11 protein-coding genes are annotated in these 16,147 nt (G+C 74.0%); 6 read left to right on the top strand and 5 right to left on the bottom strand.

Going from position 1 to position 16,147, the window contains the following annotated elements:
* Positions 1–398: 398 nt before the first annotated feature.
* The gene (gene typA, locus AB0L29_RS12760) at positions 399–2,306 is read left to right on the top strand and encodes a translational GTPase TypA (RefSeq protein WP_365826266.1); all 1,908 of its coding nucleotides are present in this window, start codon (positions 399–401) and stop codon (positions 2,304–2,306) included.
* 135 nt (positions 2,307–2,441) lie between these two features.
* Here the strand turns inward: typA and AB0L29_RS12755 are convergent, their stop codons facing one another.
* On the bottom strand, positions 2,442–4,631 hold the full coding sequence (locus AB0L29_RS12755; protein WP_365826264.1) for an ABC transporter family substrate-binding protein: 2,190 nt from the start codon (positions 4,629–4,631) through the stop codon (positions 2,442–2,444).
* A gap of 288 nt (positions 4,632–4,919) precedes the next feature.
* Between AB0L29_RS12755 and AB0L29_RS12750 the strand changes: the two genes are divergently transcribed.
* From AB0L29_RS12750 to AB0L29_RS12735, 4 genes are all read left to right on the top strand, one after another.
* Complete coding sequence (locus tag AB0L29_RS12750; protein WP_365826262.1) at positions 4,920–5,210, top strand: hypothetical protein; 291 nt, start codon at positions 4,920–4,922, stop codon at positions 5,208–5,210.
* Between the two features lie 63 nt (positions 5,211–5,273).
* On the top strand, positions 5,274–6,110 hold the full coding sequence (locus AB0L29_RS12745) for a hypothetical protein (RefSeq protein WP_365826260.1): 837 nt from the start codon (positions 5,274–5,276) through the stop codon (positions 6,108–6,110).
* A gap of 17 nt (positions 6,111–6,127) precedes the next feature.
* Positions 6,128–8,068 (top strand): fumarate reductase/succinate dehydrogenase flavoprotein subunit, encoded by a 1,941-nt coding sequence (locus AB0L29_RS12740; protein ID WP_365826258.1) that lies wholly within the window; start codon positions 6,128–6,130, stop codon positions 8,066–8,068.
* Complete coding sequence (locus AB0L29_RS12735; protein WP_365826256.1) at positions 8,065–8,859, top strand: succinate dehydrogenase/fumarate reductase iron-sulfur subunit; 795 nt, start codon at positions 8,065–8,067, stop codon at positions 8,857–8,859. The genes AB0L29_RS12740 and AB0L29_RS12735 overlap by 4 nt, the downstream gene beginning before the upstream one ends.
* On the opposite strand, the gene AB0L29_RS12730 is transcribed toward AB0L29_RS12735, so the two are convergent.
* Together AB0L29_RS12730 and AB0L29_RS12725 are read right to left on the bottom strand one after the other, a co-directional pair.
* Complete coding sequence (locus AB0L29_RS12730; RefSeq protein ID WP_365826254.1) at positions 8,816–9,817, bottom strand: phosphotransferase; 1,002 nt, start codon at positions 9,815–9,817, stop codon at positions 8,816–8,818. The two genes, AB0L29_RS12735 and AB0L29_RS12730, sit on opposite strands and share 44 nt — an antisense overlap.
* 82 nt (positions 9,818–9,899) lie before the next feature.
* A complete protein-coding gene (locus tag AB0L29_RS12725; RefSeq protein WP_365826252.1) occupies positions 9,900–11,009 on the bottom strand; it encodes a hypothetical protein in 1,110 nt (369 codons plus the stop codon).
* 98 nt (positions 11,010–11,107) lie between these two features.
* Here AB0L29_RS12725 and AB0L29_RS12720 point away from each other — a divergent pair, with 98 nt between their 5' ends.
* A complete protein-coding gene (locus AB0L29_RS12720) occupies positions 11,108–12,730 on the top strand; it encodes a hypothetical protein (protein ID WP_365826250.1) in 1,623 nt (540 codons plus the stop codon).
* A gap of 60 nt (positions 12,731–12,790) precedes the next feature.
* On the opposite strand, the gene AB0L29_RS12715 is transcribed toward AB0L29_RS12720, so the two are convergent.
* Together AB0L29_RS12715 and AB0L29_RS12710 are read right to left on the bottom strand one after the other, a co-directional pair.
* Complete coding sequence (locus tag AB0L29_RS12715) at positions 12,791–15,430, bottom strand: SpoIIE family protein phosphatase (protein WP_365826248.1); 2,640 nt, start codon at positions 15,428–15,430, stop codon at positions 12,791–12,793.
* 284 nt (positions 15,431–15,714) lie between these two features.
* Positions 15,715–16,119, bottom strand: a complete 405-nt coding sequence (locus tag AB0L29_RS12710; protein ID WP_365826246.1) for an ATP-binding protein — start codon at positions 16,117–16,119, stop codon at positions 15,715–15,717.
* Positions 16,120–16,147: the final 28 nt, after the last annotated feature.

The following is a 16,147-nucleotide window of genomic DNA, read 5'->3' as shown; positions in this document are numbered from 1 at the left end:
ATTTTGAGCAAAAATTGCGACGATTGACACCTGGGCGCGCTTGACACCCCTGACAATAAATCGGCAAAACGGGCATTACGGAATAGATTTTTGTTTACATGTCCGAAACGCGACCGCAGACTCACCGGTATCCGAACAGTATCCGAAACGTACCGTAAACAGACCTGACGTCCCGGTCGCGATCGGAACGGGGGACGCGACCGGCGGGAACGGGGACGCGACCGGCGGGAACGGAGTGACGCGGGGGGATCCGGGGGCGGCACCCGCCGGGCTCGCACCACGGCTCCGGCGGCGGCCCCGTACCATGGGGTGAGGCCGTGGCGTGTTCAGCCCGGCAGGGCCCGCGCACCACTGACGTCAGCGCTGGCATTCCTCACACTCCGGGAGTACGCCTCAATATGGCCACGCGCCACGACATCCGCAACGTCGCCATCGTCGCCCACGTCGACCACGGCAAGACCACCATCGTCGACGGCATGCTGAAGCAGGCCGGCGCCTTCGCCGCGCACCAGCTCGACTCGGTCGACGACCGCATGATGGACTCGAACGACCTGGAGCGTGAGAAGGGCATCACGATCCTCGCCAAGAACACGGCGGTCAAGTACCACCCGAAGGACGGCGGGGACCCGATCACCATCAACATCATCGACACCCCCGGCCACGCCGACTTCGGCGGCGAGGTCGAGCGCGGTCTGTCGATGGTCGACGGCGTCGTGCTGCTGGTGGACGCCTCCGAGGGCCCGCTGCCGCAGACCCGCTTCGTGCTGCGCAAGGCGCTCCAGGCCCGGCTGCCGATCATCCTGTGCATCAACAAGACGGACCGCCCGGACGCCCGGATCGACGAGGTCGTCAACGAGACCTACGACCTCTTCCTCGACCTGGACGCCGACGAGGAGCAGATCGAGTTCCCGATCGTCTACGCCTGCGGCCGTGACGGCATCGCGTCGCTGACCAAGCCGCAGGACGGCACGGTCCCGGCCGACTCCACCAGCCTGGAGCCGTTCTTCTCCACGATCCTCCAGCACATCCCGGCCCCCACCTACGACGAGGACGCCCCGCTCCAGGCCCACGTCACCAACCTGGACGCCGACAACTTCCTCGGCCGCATCGCGCTGCTGCGCGTGCACCAGGGCGAGCTGAAGAAGGGCCAGACCGTCGCCTGGATGAGGCGCGACGGCTCCGTGCAGAACGTGCGGATCTCCGAGCTGATGATGACCGAGGCGCTCACCCGCAAGCCCGCCGAGAAGGCCGGCCCCGGTGACATCTGCGCCGTCGCCGGCATCCCCGACATCATGATCGGCGAGACCCTCGCGGACCCCGAGAACCCGGTCCCGCTGCCGCTGATCACGGTCGACGAGCCCGCGATCTCCATGACCATCGGCACCAACACCTCCCCGCTGGTGGGCCGCGGCGCCACCGGCAAGGGCGCGGACAACAAGGCGGCCGTCAAGGACCGCAAGGTCACCGCCCGCCAGGTCAAGGACCGCCTGGACCGCGAGCTGATCGGCAACGTCAGCCTCCGGGTCCTGGACACCGACCGCCCGGACGCCTGGGAGGTGCAGGGCCGCGGCGAGCTGGCGCTGGCCATCCTGGTCGAGCAGATGCGCCGCGAGGGCTACGAGCTGACCGTCGGCAAGCCCCAGGTGGTCACCCGGGAGATCGACGGCAAGACGTACGAGCCCGTCGAGCGCATGACCATCGACGTGCCCGAGGAGCACATGGGCGCGGTCACGCAGCTCATGGGCGTCCGCAAGGGCCGCATGGACAACATGTCCAACCACGGCTCCGGCTGGGTCCGCATGGAGTTCGTCGTGCCCTCCCGCGGTCTGATCGGCTTCCGCACGGAGTTCCTGACGCAGACCCGCGGCACGGGCATCGCCCACTCCATCCACGAGGGCTTCGAGCCCTGGTTCGGCCCGCTGCAGACCCGCAACAACGGCTCCCTGGTCGCCGACCGCTCCGGCGCCGTCACCGCCTTCGCGATGACCAACCTCCAGGAGCGCGGCGTGCTCTTCGTCGAGCCGGGCACCGAGGTGTACGAGGGCATGATCGTCGGCGAGAACTCCCGCTCCGACGACATGGACGTCAACATCACCAAGGAGAAGAAGCTCACCAACATGCGGTCGTCCACGGCCGACGTGACCGAGTCGATCGTCCCGCCGCGCAAGCTGTCGCTGGAGCAGTCCCTGGAGTTCTGCCGCGACGACGAGTGCGTCGAGGTCACCCCGGAGGCCGTGCGCATCCGCAAGGTCGTCCTGGACCAGCGTGAGCGCGCCCGCGCCGCGAGCCGCGCCAAGCACGCCTGACGCCCGGGTGTGCGGACCGGTGCCCCCCGCCGTCCGGCGGGGGGCACCGGCCGGTGAGGGGGCCGGACGGCAGCGGTGCCGTCCGGAGCGGGCCGGGGGTACGCGGGACGGGGCGTCGCCCCGCGCCCGCCCCTCTCAGGTGCGGGAGGAGTCCGCGCCCTTCTTCAGGAAGCCCATGTCCTCGTAGACCGGCGTGCGGAAGCCGAAGGCGCCGGCGTTCGCGAGGTTCTCGCGGGCGGCGACCAGCTGCGGCCGCTGGTAGAGCGGGATGGAACCGGCCGCCGCCCAGATGCGGGAGTCCGCCTTGCGGATCAGGGACCGCGCCTCGCCCTCGTCGAGCGTGCTCAGCGCCTGGTCGAAGAGCTGGTCGACCTGGTCGGTGCCGACCCGCGTGTAGTTCTGCTCGACGTTCAGCGAGCCGTCGGCGGCCGGCACCGGCTTGGCGTAGACGGGGCGGGCGTCGGTGGCGGGGAAGGCGGTCGCGGGCCAGGAGTACAGGGCCAGGTCGTAGTGGCCCGAGGCGATGTGGTCCTTGAAGTAGGACTCGTCGGAGACCCTGGAGATCTCGGTGCGGACGCCGACCCGCTCCAGCATGCGCGAGATGCGGCCGGCGACCGTGCGCAGGGGCTCCGTGCCGGCTCCCGAGGGGAGCACGAAGCGGAGCGTGAGCGCCTTGCCGTCCTTGGCGCGCGGGGCCGACGCGGCGTCCGCCGGGGCCGCGGTGCCCCGGGGGGCGTAGGCGCCGGGGGCGCCGCCCCGCCCGACGTCCTGGCGGCGGTCGGCCTCCCGGCGGGCCTTGCCGTCCTCGCCGACGATGTACGTGCCGTCGTCGCCCGCGGACTCGTCCTGCCCGGCCTTCTCGCCCCCCGCTCCGGCCGCCTCCCCGCCGTCCCGCTCCGCCTTCCCCGTCTTGCCTGTCTCGTCTGCCTTGTCGGCCTTGTTCGCTTTTTCCTCCTTCTGCCGCTTCTCCTTCTCGACCGGCCCGCCCGGCACCCAGCCGGCCTCCGCGAGCAGGGCCCGCGCCTCCTTGGCGCTCGGTCCGCCCAGGGCGCCGCTGTTGTCGGCGTAGGCGGCCTGGCCGGCCAGGGCGAGGTGGCTGCCGACGGGCTCGGCGGGCAGTCCGAGCGGCTTCAGGACGGCCTCGGCCAGGTCCTCGCGGTCCAGGGCACGGGCCACGGCCCGGCGGACCCGCTCGTCGGCCAGCGGGCCCTCGGCGCCGTTGAGGGCCAGCTGGGTGTAGGCGGGCTCCAGGGACTTGCGCACCTCGAAGCCGCGCAGGGCCCGCTGCCGGCGCCGGTGCCCGGCGGCGGCCGCGCGCACCTCCTCGCGGGCGGCGGCCTCCTCCCGGGCGGCCCGCGCGTCGGAGCCCTTGGCGACCGCCCAGGAGCGCAGTGCCTGCGCGGGCGTGCGGCCCGGGCCCCCGCGCGGGTCGCCACCGGTGCGGGGCAGGGCCGCGGCGGTGACGCGGCGGGCGGTGGCCGGGTCGACCTCGGCCAGGTCGACCGTGCCGGCGGTCAGGGCGGCGGTCCGCTCCTCGCGCGGCACGGCACGCAGCACGATCCGCGAGAGCTTGGCCGGCGCGCCCCACCAGCGCGGGTTGCGGGCGAGCGTGACCTCGTCGCCGTCGCGGTCGACCTTCTGCACGGCGAAGGGACCGGCGGTGGTCTTCAGTTTCCGGCGCGCCCCGTCGTTGAAGGAGTCGGGGGTGCCCATGACGTCCTTCGGGTACAGCGGCGTGAACAGCGACCTCCAGTCGGCGTAGGGGCGGCTGAAGGTGACCCGGACCTCCAGGTCGTTCCTGCCGCGCTCGACCCGCTCGATGCGGTCGTAGCCGGCGTTGCGGGCGGTCCAGTACGCGGTGTTCTCACCGGACAGGGCCCGCCACTGGGCGGCGAAGTCGGCGGCGCCGATCTCCCGGCCGTCGCTCCAGACGGCCTGCTGGTTGAGCCGGTAGAGCACGACCTGCCTGGGCTCGGTGTCGACGACCTCGGCGGACTCCAGGTAGAGGGGGTTGCGCTCGGGCCGGCCGGCGGCGTCCATGCGGAACATCGACGGCAGGACGGCCTGCGCCACCCGGGTGGTGGTGGCGTCGGCGTCCGACTGGAAGGTGTTGAGGGTCTCGGGCACGGAGTCCACGGCCCAGCGCAGGGTGCCGCCGTCGGCGACCCGGTCGCGGGCGGCGGGGGCGATGTCCTGCCCGGCCAGCGGCTTGCCGGCGGGGTCCTCGGAGCTGCAGGCGGTGAGCGCGGTGACCGCGAGGGCGCCGGCGGTGAGGAAGGCGACCGAGCGCATGACCGCGCGCGGTGCGACGCCGTCGTGGGACATCTCTGGGTACCTCCGGGAAGCCGCGGGCGTTACGATCACATTTGGCGGTATTTGGAGCTCATCTGATCTATGCGGCCACTGAAAAGGAAAGGGTTCGGCAACACAGGGCGACACGGCGGTCACGAACGGCAAGGCCACCCGTGCGGCGCAACGCACCGGAGGGCGCACCCCTACGCCTCGGCCAATCGGTGCACATCCCTTCACAGCGCGTGGTGTGACGCGCAACACTCGCAGGCGCATGAACGTTGCCGCCTCGGTTCTCGCCGGACCCGGAAGTGAGGGCAAGTCATGTCCGTGCACGACGACCTGATGTCAGTCCAGCGCTGCCTAGACGACCTGTACCGGTCGGTCGGGCGCCTGGAGGAGCGGCTCGGCAGCGGCGGGCTGGAGATGCGCCGTGTCCGCGTCGACGCCGATCACCTGCGGGAGAGCGTCGCCCTGCTGCGCGAGGCGGCCACCACCCCGCCCGCGCCGGCGCGGCCCGACCTCGTCACCATCCCCGACACGCCGTACGACCCCGCCCTGTGGACCGACTCGGACGACGAAGGGCTCGGCGCCCGCGACCGGCGCGCTCCCTGAGCCGACGGAATCTCCGCGAAGCGCAGCGACCGGCACGTCCCCGAACCCGACCGGAGTCGACAGGTGGCCACTGGTACGGAACCCCCCGCCACAGATCCCCGTCCCCCGAGCGGCGGCGTACGGGCCGGCACGCGTGCCGCGATCGACGCCCCGCACCTGCGGACCGACCGCTGGTGGCTGGCCCCGGCCGCCACGGCCGCCGGTCTGCTGGCGTTCGTCGTCTACTCGACCTGGCGGGCCCTCGCGAACGCCGACTACTACGCGGCCCCCTACGTCTCGCCGTTCTACTCCCCCTGCCTGGCGGAGAACTGCGAGCCGATGAAGGGCGGACCGAACTGGGAGATCTTCGGCAGCTGGTGGGGCATCTCACCGGCGGTCATCATCCTGGTCTTCCCGCTCGGTTTCCGGCTGACCTGCTACTACTACCGCAAGGCCTACTACCGGGGCTTCTGGGCGTCCCCGCCGGCCTGCGCGGTGGCCGAGCCGCACCGCAGGTACACCGGCGAGACCCGCTTCCCGCTGATCCTGCAGAACGCCCACCGGTACTTCTTCTACGCGGCGATCCCGGTCGCGGCCATCCTGACCTACGACACCGTGCTGGCCTTCCGCGACGAGCGCTACGCGTGGGGCCACATGGGCCTGGGCACCCTGGTGTTCCTGGTCAACATCGCGCTGATCTGGGCGTACACCCTGTCCTGCCACTCCTGCCGGCACGTCGTCGGCGGCAAGCTCAAGCACTTCTCCAGGCATCCCGTGCGCTACCGGATGTGGCAGTTCGTGGGCCGGCTCAACGCCCGCCACATGCTGCTCGCCTGGGCGTCGCTGGCGAGCGTGGCGCTCGCCGACCTGTACGTCTACCTCGTCGCGTCCGGCGTCTTCGACGATCCGCGCTTCTTCTAGAGGGATGGGGCCCACTGATGTCCGTGGTCGACCGGCAGGAATGGGACGTCGTCGTGGTAGGCGCGGGCGGCGCCGGACTGCGCGCCGCCATCGAGGCGCGCGAGCGCGGCGCCCGCACCGCCGTGATCTGCAAGTCGCTGTTCGGCAAGGCGCACACGGTGATGGCCGAGGGCGGCATCGCGGCGGCGATGGGCAACGTCAACGCGGGCGACAACTGGCAGGTCCACTTCCGCGACACCCTGCGCGGCGGCAAGTTCCTCAACCAGTGGCGGATGGCCGAGCTGCACGCGCAGGAGGCCCCGGACCGGGTGTGGGAGCTGGAGACCTGGGGGGCGCTGTTCGACCGCACCAAGGACGGCCGGATCTCGCAGCGCAACTTCGGCGGCCACGAGTACCCGCGCCTGGCCCACGTCGGCGACCGCACCGGCCTGGAGCTGATCCGCACCCTCCAGCAGAAGGTCGTCGCCCTCCAGCAGGAGGACTTCGCGGCGACCGGCGACTACGAGTCCCGGCTGAAGGTGTTCCAGGAGTGCACCGTCACCCGGGTCCTCAAGGACGGCGCGAGGGTGGCGGGCGTGTTCGCCTACGAGCGCGAGAGCGGGCGCTTCTTCGTGCTGGAGGCCCCGGCCGTGGTGATCGCCACCGGCGGCATCGGCAAGTCCTTCAAGGTGACGTCGAACTCGTGGGAGTACACGGGCGACGGCCACGCGCTGGCGCTGCTGGCGGGCGCTCCCCTGCTGAACATGGAGTTCGTGCAGTTCCACCCGACGGGCATGGTCTGGCCGCCGTCGGTGAAGGGCATCCTCGTCACCGAGTCGGTGCGCGGCGACGGGGGCGTGCTGCGCAACTCCGACGGCAGGCGGTTCATGTTCGACTACATCCCCGACGTCTTCAAGGAGAAGTACGCCGAGACCGAGGAGGAGGCCGACCGCTGGTACGACGACCCGGACCATAACCGGCGGCCCCCGGAGCTGCTGCCGCGCGACGAGGTCGCCCGGGCCATCAACACCGAGGTCAAGGAGGGGCGCGGGTCCCCGCACGGCGGTGTCTTCCTCGACGTGTCGACGCGGATGCCCGCCGAGGTCGTCAAACGGCGGCTGCCGTCGATGTACCACCAGTTCAAGGAGCTGGCCGACGTCGACATCACGGCCGAACCGATGGAGGTCGGACCGACCTGCCACTACGTGATGGGCGGGGTCGCCGTCGACTCCGACTCGGCGGCGGCCCGCGGGGTGCCGGGGCTGTACGCGGCCGGTGAGGTCGCCGGCGGCATGCACGGCTCCAACCGGCTCGGCGGCAACTCCCTGTCCGACCTGCTGGTGTTCGGGCGCCGGGCAGGCCGGCACGCGGCCGAGTACGCGGCCGGGGCGGGCGCGGCGCGGCCCCGGGCCGACGACGCCCAGGTCGACGCCGCCGCGGCCGAGGCCCTGCGCCCCTTCTCGGCCGAGGCGCAGACCGGGGAACCGGCCGGCGGCCCGCCGGAGAACCCGTACGCCCTGCACCAGGAGCTCCAGCAGACCATGAACGACCTGGTCGGCATCATCCGCCGCGACGCGGAGATGAAGCAGGCCCTGGAGAAGCTGGCCGAGCTGCGCCTGAGGGCGCGCCGGGCCGGGGTGGAGGGGCACCGGCAGTACAACCCGGGCTGGCACCTCGCCCTGGACCTGCGGAACATGCTGCTGGTCAGCGAATGCGTGGCGCGGGCCGCGCTGGAGCGCACCGAGTCGCGCGGCGGGCACACCCGCGAGGACCACCCGTCGATGGACCGCAGGTGGCGCCGGATCAACCTGCTGTGCCGGCTCACCGACCCGACGGAGGGCCTCGCGGCGACCGACCCGGTGCGCGGCCAGATCACCCTGGAACGCGAGACCACCGAACCCCTGCGCCCGGACCTGCTCGCCCTGTTCGACAAGGAGGAGCTGGTCAAGTACCTCGCCGAAGAGGAGCTGTACGAGTGAGCAGCTACGAGGCCCGCTTCAAGGTGTGGCGGGGAGACGCGTCGGGCGGCGGCCTGGAGGACTTCGAGGTCGAGGTCAACGACGGCGAGGTGGTGCTGGACATCGTCCACCGCCTCCAGGCCACGCGGGTGCCGGACCTGGCCGTGCGCTGGAACTGCAAGGCGGGCAAGTGCGGTTCCTGCTCGGCGGAGATCAACGGGCGGCCCCGGCTGATGTGCATGACCCGCATGTCGGTCTTCGGGCGGGACGAGACGATCACGGTGACCCCGCTGCGCGCCTTCCCGGTCGTCCGCGACCTCGTCACGGACGTCGGCTTCAACTACGCCAAGGCCAGGCAGGTCCCCGCCTTCGTGCCGCCCGCGGGCCTGGGCCCCGGCGAGTACCGGATGATGCAGGAGGACGTGGAGCGCCCGCAGGAGTTCCGCAAGTGCATCGAGTGCTTCCTGTGCCAGGACACCTGCCACGTGGTCCGCGACCACGAGGAGAACAAGCAGGCGTTCGCGGGCCCGCGCTTCCTGATGCGGGTGGCGGAACTGGACATGCACCCCCTGGACGCGGCGGCGGAGGCGGGACTGGACCGCGAGGCCACCGCCCAGGACGAGCACGGCCTCGGCTACTGCAACATCACCAAGTGCTGCACGGAGGTCTGCCCCGAGGGCATCAAGATCACGGACAACGCCCTGATCCCGCTGAAGGAACGGGCCGTCGACCGCAAGTACGACCCGCTGGTCTGGCTGGGCTCGAAGATCAGGAGGCGGTCCTCAGCAGGCCGAGGGCCTGCCGGAGATTGAACTCCGCGATCGCCCGCACGGGCTCCGGGTCCGGGTAGTCGCCGTCCAGCAGTCGCAGCGGGCCCGCGACGAGGCGCAGGTGCATGACCAGGCGGTACAGGGCCAGTCGCCGCTCGTCCAGGCCGGGGGCGCGCAGGGCGTCGTAGTGCGGGCCGAAGCGCAGGGCGAGGAAGACGTGCTCCCACTCCGCGTCCGCGTACAGCAGGCCCTCGATGTCGATCAGGGCCGGGTGCCCGTCGGACGTCAGCAGCACGTGGTCGGGGCCGAGTTCGCCGTGGACGAGGGTGTGGCGGTCGCGGGGGCGGACCTCGGCGGCCAGTGCGCGGACCCGTTCCGCGAGGGCCTCGCGGGCCGCGGCCGCGCGGCGGTCCCGTACCGCGATCTCCTCGAGGGCGCGCAGGCCCTCCCCGGCGGCGTGCCGCGCGCAGGAGCGGACCGGCGGGGAACCGCCGCCGTCGACGAGGGCGACCGTGCCGAAGCGGGGTCCGGCCTGGGAGCGCAGGGCGTCGAGGAGGCCCGCCAGCCGCTCCAGGGCCTCCCGCCCGGCCCGGGGGTCCCGGGCGAGCAGGTCCTCCAGGCTGCCGCCCTGGAGGTCCTCGACGACCGCCGCGTCGGCCGGGAGGCGGGTGCGCGTGGCGTCGGTGTGCAGCAGGCGGGGCGTGCGGACGCCCGCGGCGGTCAGCCGGTGGTGCGCCGCGGTGAACAGGTCCAGGCCCGTGCCCGGGGAGAAGGGGTCGCGGGGGGCGGAGGGGCCGGCGGGCCCGGCGTCCCAGAAGTCCTCGTCCGCCGACCAGACGTAGGCGACGGCCGTGGAGCCGTCGTCGAAGACCAGGCGGTACACGCCCTTCCTGCTGCCGCCGCGCAGCCGGACCGCGGCGGTCGGGGTGCGGTGCGGGCCGACGGCGGCGCGGGCGAGGGGGGCCAGGTCCCGGTGGGTCAGGAGCTTGCGGGTGGTCACGGCTCTCCTCGGGTTCCGTCGCGCGCCGGCTCGCGCGGTGGTGATCCTCGCACCGCCCCGCCCGGCGTGTCGTGCCGTTTTCTCAGCGCGCCCAGCCCTCCCGGTACGCCGTCCAGTCCGCCTCCGTCGCCGCGAAGTCGATGTAGAGGGCGACGCCGAACCGGGCACGGTCGCGGTCGGTGCGGGACAGGCCGAGACGGACGCCCCGGACGGCGGCGGGGGCCGTCTCGGCGTGGTTCCAGTGGCCGAAGCGGTTCTCATGGAAGAACGGCAGGCCCACCAGCAGGACGGTGGTGGGCGGGGTGACCTCCAGGGCGAGGGAGGTCTGCTGGGCGACGTAGCCGCCGTAGGTGCTCCGGAGCGGCTGCATGGTGTCGTACGACATCACCGCGATCTGGTCGACGCGGCGCGCGACCTGGCCGAAGAACTCCTGCGACCACCACTTGGGGTGGCCGGTGAGCGTGCCCCAGAAGGAGTGGAAGGCCGGGAGCGGGTCGATCTGGTGGGCGGCGACGGACAGCGGGACGCCCCGGGCACGGGTCTCGCGGCGCAGGGCGTCCAGGAGCGTGAGGTAGTGGCGGTCGCCGGAGTGGAGGGGTTCCAGGTCGAGGTGGACGCCGTCGTAGCCGGTGTCCAGGATCCGGCGGGTGGAGCGCAGGACGGCGGCCCGCGTGCCGGCGTCCGCCAGGCGCATGCCCTGCGGGCCCTCGGTCGCGAGCACGTCGCCGAGGAACGCCTGCACCCGGACGCCGGGCAGCGCGCGGTGCACGGCGGCGAGGAACCAGCGGGCCCGGGGATGGGCCGACCCGGGCAGGGTGCCGTCGTGTTCCAGCGGGCCCGAGTGGACGTACAGGTCGCGGATGCCGGTGCCGCGCAGGCGGCGGGCCAGGGCGGTGACGTCGGCGTCCTTCTTGCGGCCGTCGACCCAGGCGTGGCCCAGCCAGAGGGTGTCACGGTTCCTGGTGCGGGTGCCGGGCGCGAGGTCGCCGGTGTAGTTCAGGCGCAGGGCGGTCTCGGCGGCGAGGAGGGGCACCAGGAGGGCGAGGACCAGCCCCCGTGCGGCACGGCGGACCCGGCGCAGCCGACGACGCCGGGGCGCCGTCGGGCCGTCCGGCGGTGTGCCGCCGCCCGGCGATGCGCCGCCGTCAGGCGCCCCGCCGGGCTCGGGCTCCGTGTACTCCGTCGCCGTCATGCCCGTCCTCCCCCCTCACGTGCCGGTCCTCCCCCGGGCGCCCCGCCCCCGGCGCACCCCGGTCGCGCGGGCGCATTCCCGCTCATACGCTCCACAAGGTGACGCCTTCCTCGATCCGGAGCCGGCCGTTCCGGGCCGCGTCGTGCCTGCCCGTGCGGGCGGCTCGCGCCGTGCTGGGCGGTGCGGTCGGGGTGGTGTGGCTGGTGCTGCCGGGAACGACGACGTCCACCGGTGTTCCGATGGCGGTCACAGCGGACCGTCCGGCCGCGAGCGCGTCCGCGCAGGGCGGGGCGTCCGCCGCCGACCTGGTGCTGCCGCTGGTCACCGCGGGCGCGGCAGCCGTGCTGGCGGGGTACGGCTACGTGCGGCGCACCCGGCGCGCCCGGACCCGGACGACGCCGGGCGGTGCCCCGGCGCCTCCCGCCCCGCGGCCCGCCGCCCGTGACGACCTGTCCGAAGCCGACGGGCGGGCCCGGGCGCTGCTGGTCGAGGCGGACGACTGTGTGCGCACCAGCCGGGAGGAACTCGGTTTCGCCGAGGCCCGGTTCGGCGCGGCGGCGGTCGCGCCCTTCGCGCGGGTCCTGCGGGAGGCGGAGGCCGAGCTGGCGACGGCGTTCGGGATGCGGCAGCGGTACGACGAGGGGACGGGACAGGACGCGGGCGTCCGGCGGCAGGTGCTGGCGGGGATCGTGGGCCGGTGCCAGGAGGCCGGGCGGCGGCTGGACGCGGAGGCCGCCGGGTTCGACCGGCTGCGCGGGCTGGAGCGGGACCCGCGGGACGCGCTGGTGGTCGCGGAGCAGCGGTTCCGCGAGCTGGCCGCCCGCACGGGGGCCGCGGACGGCCTCCTCGCCCGGCTCCGGGAGCGGTACCCGGCGTCCGCCACCGCCCCCGTCGTCGGGCATGTCGAACAGGCCACGGACCGGCTGCTGTTCGCCACCTCGCGGCTCAACCGCGCCCGTCAGTGCGCCGACCGGGGCGAGACCGCCCGCGCGGCCGGCCATCTGCGGGCCGCCGAGGGCGCCGTCGCCCAGGCCGCGGTGTTCCTGCACGGCGTCGACCGCCTCGCCGCCGAGCTGGCGGCGGCCCGGGCGATGGTCCCGGCGGCGCTCACCGGCGCCGAGGCGGAGATCGCGGGGGCGCGGGAGCGGTCGGCGGTCCGGACGGGCGCGGACGCCGGCGCGGAGCCGGCCACCGGCCGCGACGTGCCCGCCGGCGAGCTGCGCGCGCGGGTGCTGCGCGCCGACGCCGTGCTGGCCGCCGTACGGCAGGAGGTGACCGGCGGGCCGTACGACCCGCTCGACGCGCTGCGGCGGATCGTGCGGGCGACGCTGCCGCTGGCCGACGGGCGGGCCGGGGTGCTGCCCGCCGCGGCGCGGCTCGTCGCGGACAGCGCCGTCGCCGCCGCGGCCGACTACGTCACGACGCACCGGGGGGCCGTGGGCTGTGCGGCGCGCACCCGGCTGGCGGAGGCGCAGCGGCTGCTCGGCCCGGACCCGCAGGCCCGGGCGGAGGCGGAGGCGCGGGCCCGGCAGGCGCGGGAGCTCGCCGAGCGGGACGTGCGCGCGCACGGCACCCCGCTCGGCGGTGTCGGCGGGCACGGGAGCGGGGCCGGCGGCGCGCTGCTCGGCGGGATCCTGCTGGGCGGCACCCCGGGCGGCGGACCGCCCGCGAGCTTCGGCGGCCCGCGCACCCGCAGCCGGCGCGGTGTGGCGTCCGCCTGAGCCGGCGGGCGCCGGCGGGGGCTGCTGAGCGCCGGCAGGAGCCGCTGGGCGCCGGCGGGTTCAGAACAGGCTCAGCAGGGCTTCCGCCGGATCCGTCAGGCCGGTGTCGCCGCCGGGCAGGGGCAGCTCGAACCACACCGTCTTGCCCCGCGGTGTCCGGCGCGAGCCCCAGGCGGCGCTGAGCAGGCCGACGAGCTGGAGGCCGCGACCGCCCTCGTCGGTGTCCCGGGCGCGCCGGCGGCGGGGCTGGACCAGGCCGGAGTCCCAGACCTCGCAGACCAGGGTGCGGTCCAGCAGCAGGCGCAGCCGGATCTCGCCCTCGCCGTAGCGGAGCGCGTTGGTGACCAGTTCGCTGACCAGCAGTTCGGTGGTGTCGACCAGCGGTTCCAGGTCCCAGGTGAGCAGCTGGGCGCGGGCGTACTCGCGGGCCCGGCCCACGCTGCGCGGCTCGCGCGGCAGGGTCCAGTCGCCGACGGACTCGGCGGGCAGGCCCTGGACACGGGCCATCAGCAGCGCGATGTCGTCCTCGCCGTGGTGCGTGTCGAGCGTGGCGAGGACGTGGTCGCAGACGTCCTCCAGGGGCTGGGCGGGGTCGGACAGGGCGCTGACGAAGGCCTGCAGGCCTTCGTCCAGGGGGTGGTCGCGGCTCTCGACCAGGCCGTCGGTGTAGAGCGCGAGCAGGGCGCCTTCGGGCAGTTCGACCTCGACCTCCTCGAAGGGCTCGCCGCCGACGCCCAGCGGCATGCCCGGCGGCACGTCGAGCATCAGGGCGGACTCGCCGGGTTCGACCAGGACGGGCGGCAGGTGGCCCGCGTTGGCGAAGGTGCAGCGCCTGGTCACCGAGTCGTAGACGGCGTACACGCAGGTCGCCAGGTACACCTCGGACAGGTCGGCCTCGCGGGGGCGGCGGGCGGCGCGGGTGGCCTGCTGGACGCCCGCCGCGGAGCCGAAGGCCTGGGAGGGGCCCCCGGGGGCGCCGAGGCCGCGCGCGATCTCGTCCAGCTGGGAGAGGACCTCGGCCGGTTCGAGGTCGAGCTGGGCCAGGGTGCGCACGGCCGTGCGCAGTTCGCCCATGGCGACGGCGGCGCGCAGCCCGCGGCCCATGACGTCGCCGACGACCAGCGCGGTGCGGTGGCCGGGGAGTTCGATGACGTCGAACCAGTCGCCGCCGACCTCGCTGGGCCGGCCGGTGGCCGCGTTGCCGGGCAGGTAGCGGCAGGCGATGTCCAGGCCGGAGGCCTCCGGGTCGCCGGGCGGGAGCAGGGACCGTTGCAGTATCAGCGCGCGTTCGTGTTCGCGCCGGTACAGGCGGGCGTTGTCGATGCAGACGGCGGCGCGCGCGGCCAGCTCCACGGCGAGGTCGCGGTCCCGCTCGCCGAACGGCTCGCTGCCCTTGGTCCGCGCGAACTGCGCGAGTCCCACGACCGTGTCGTGCGCGACCATCGGCACGGCGAGCGTGGACTGCACCAGGCCGCCGTCCTCGCCGGGCACGGTCCGCGGGCGGCCGGTGCGCAGGGCGTCCGCGCAGGGCGAGTTGAACGGGTAGTGGTGGACGGCGCCGACCTCGACGGGCCGGCCGGTGCCGTTGAAGGGCGCGCCGGAGACGGCGCTGGCGAAGGCGACGCGGCGCAGTTCGCCGCTGCCGTCGGCGAGACCGGGCGGGGTCTCCTCGCCCACCAGGAGCCCCTGGTAGAGGTCGACGGTGGCGAGGTCGCAGAAGCCGGGCACGACGACGTCGAGGAGTTCGCGGGCGGTGGTCTCCAGGTCGAGGGAGTTGCCGATGCGGGCACCGGCCTCGTTGAGGAGGGCGAGGTTGCGCCGCGCGGCGGCGGCCTCGCGGGCGGCGGCGCGGCGGGCGGTGATGTCGGTTCCGAGCCACGCGATGCCGATGGGCCGGCCGGAACCGCTGTGCACGCGGTAGAGGTTGACGGACCAGTGGCGGCGCTCGTCGGAGCCGGGCAGGAAGCCCGTGACGTGCATGTCCGTGATGGAGTCGCCGGTCTCCAGCACCCGGCGCAGGGTGGCCGCGACCCGCTCGGCCTCGCCGCGCGGCAGGTAGTCGTGGACGCCGCGGCCGCGGTGGTCGTCGGGGGTGCCGCCGAAGGTGGAGGCGAACCGCTCGTTGGCGCGCCGCACCCGCAGGTCGGGGTCGATCAGCAGGAAACCGAACGGAGATTGGCCGAATATGGCCTGCGAGGCGGCGAGGTCGGTCTCGATGCTGCGCAGGGTGCGGACGTCGACGACGATGCAGACGGCGGCCTTCTCGCCGTCCTCGGTGCGCGTCGGCATGACGTAGACCTCGGCGAGGCCGTGCCGGGCGCGCCCCCCGTCGGACGTCTCCGGCAGCCGGAAGGGCACCACGCCGGTCCACTCCCGGCCGTCGAGGATCTCGGCCATCTTGCGCTGGCCCTGCTCGCGCAGGTCCGAGTCGACGAAGACGTCGATGGGGTCCATGCCGACGGCGCGCTCGGCCGGGATGCCGAAGAGCTGCTCGGCGCGCAGGCTCCACTGGTCCACCAGGCCGTCGGGGCCGATGGAGAAGGACGCGACCTTGATGTAGTCGTAGATGGAGCCGGGCGGACTGCTCTGCCACACGGCGGCGCCCGTCGGGGCCTCGCCGGAAAGGCCCCGGGCGCCCTTCGTCCTCGCGCCGTCCGACGGGTCCTCGGACTCCGTGGCCTTCGCTGGTATCTCGCTCACGCGAACCGTCCCCTCCAGCTCACCGCGTCCGGCACCGGTCACCGATGGCGGCTGCCCGCAGTATCCAGCACTACGGCGCCGCACGACACGGTGTTCACGATCACAGCACGGTTCCGGCGGTTTTCGGACCGAGCCGTGAGAACACTTCCAGTCTTCTAACCAGGGAACACATCGTCCAACCCCGCCCCCCGGCAACCGTCACCGGCCTGAACCGCCTGGTGAGCGGGCGGGCGCGGACGCACCGCGGCGGACCCGCCCGCCGAAGGGCCGGCCCGGCCGGTCCCTCAGGGCACCGCGAGTTCGAACCACACCGTCTTCCCCACGTCCCCGGGCCGGGTGCCCCAGCGGCGCGAGGAGGAAGCCACCAGTTGCAGACCCCGGCCGCTCTCGTCCTCGGGCCGGGCGGCGCGCTCGTGGGGCGGCTCCGGCAGCGGGTCGGAGACCTCGACCAGCAGGACGCCGTCGAGGACGGAGGGCCGTATCAGACGGACGCCGATGGGGCCGGTGGCGTGCCGCAGGGCGTTGGTGACCAGTTCGCTGACCAGCAGGGCCGTGAGGTCGCCGACGCTGTCGAGGTCCCAGTGGCGCAGCTGGCCGCGCACGGCGGAGCGGGCGGTGCGCACGGCGCCCGGGTCCGCGGGGAACGTCCATTCGGCGCGGTCACCTTCGGTGTCGATCACGCCGATCACTCCCAGGCAGCGAACCCACCGATGTCCG

The sequence above is a fragment of the Streptomyces sp. NPDC052701 genome, from assembly GCF_040678355.1.
In the GTDB taxonomy this organism is placed as follows: Bacteria; Actinomycetota; Actinomycetes; order Streptomycetales; family Streptomycetaceae; genus Streptomyces.
This window is presented reverse-complemented; position numbering and strand designations above follow the sequence as displayed.

Excerpts from the sequence above, each read along its gene's own strand:
- typA (WP_365826266.1), top strand. The coding sequence starts at position 399 with ATGGCCACGCGCCACGACATCCGCAACGTCGCCATCGTCGCCCACGTC.
- AB0L29_RS12755 (WP_365826264.1), bottom strand. The coding sequence starts at position 4,631 with ATGTCCCACGACGGCGTCGCACCGCGCGCGGTCATGCGCTCGGTCGCC.
- AB0L29_RS12750 (WP_365826262.1), top strand. The coding sequence starts at position 4,920 with ATGTCCGTGCACGACGACCTGATGTCAGTCCAGCGCTGCCTAGACGAC.
- AB0L29_RS12740 (WP_365826258.1), top strand. The coding sequence starts at position 6,128 with ATGTCCGTGGTCGACCGGCAGGAATGGGACGTCGTCGTGGTAGGCGCG.
- AB0L29_RS12725 (WP_365826252.1), bottom strand. The coding sequence starts at position 11,009 with ATGACGGCGACGGAGTACACGGAGCCCGAGCCCGGCGGGGCGCCTGAC.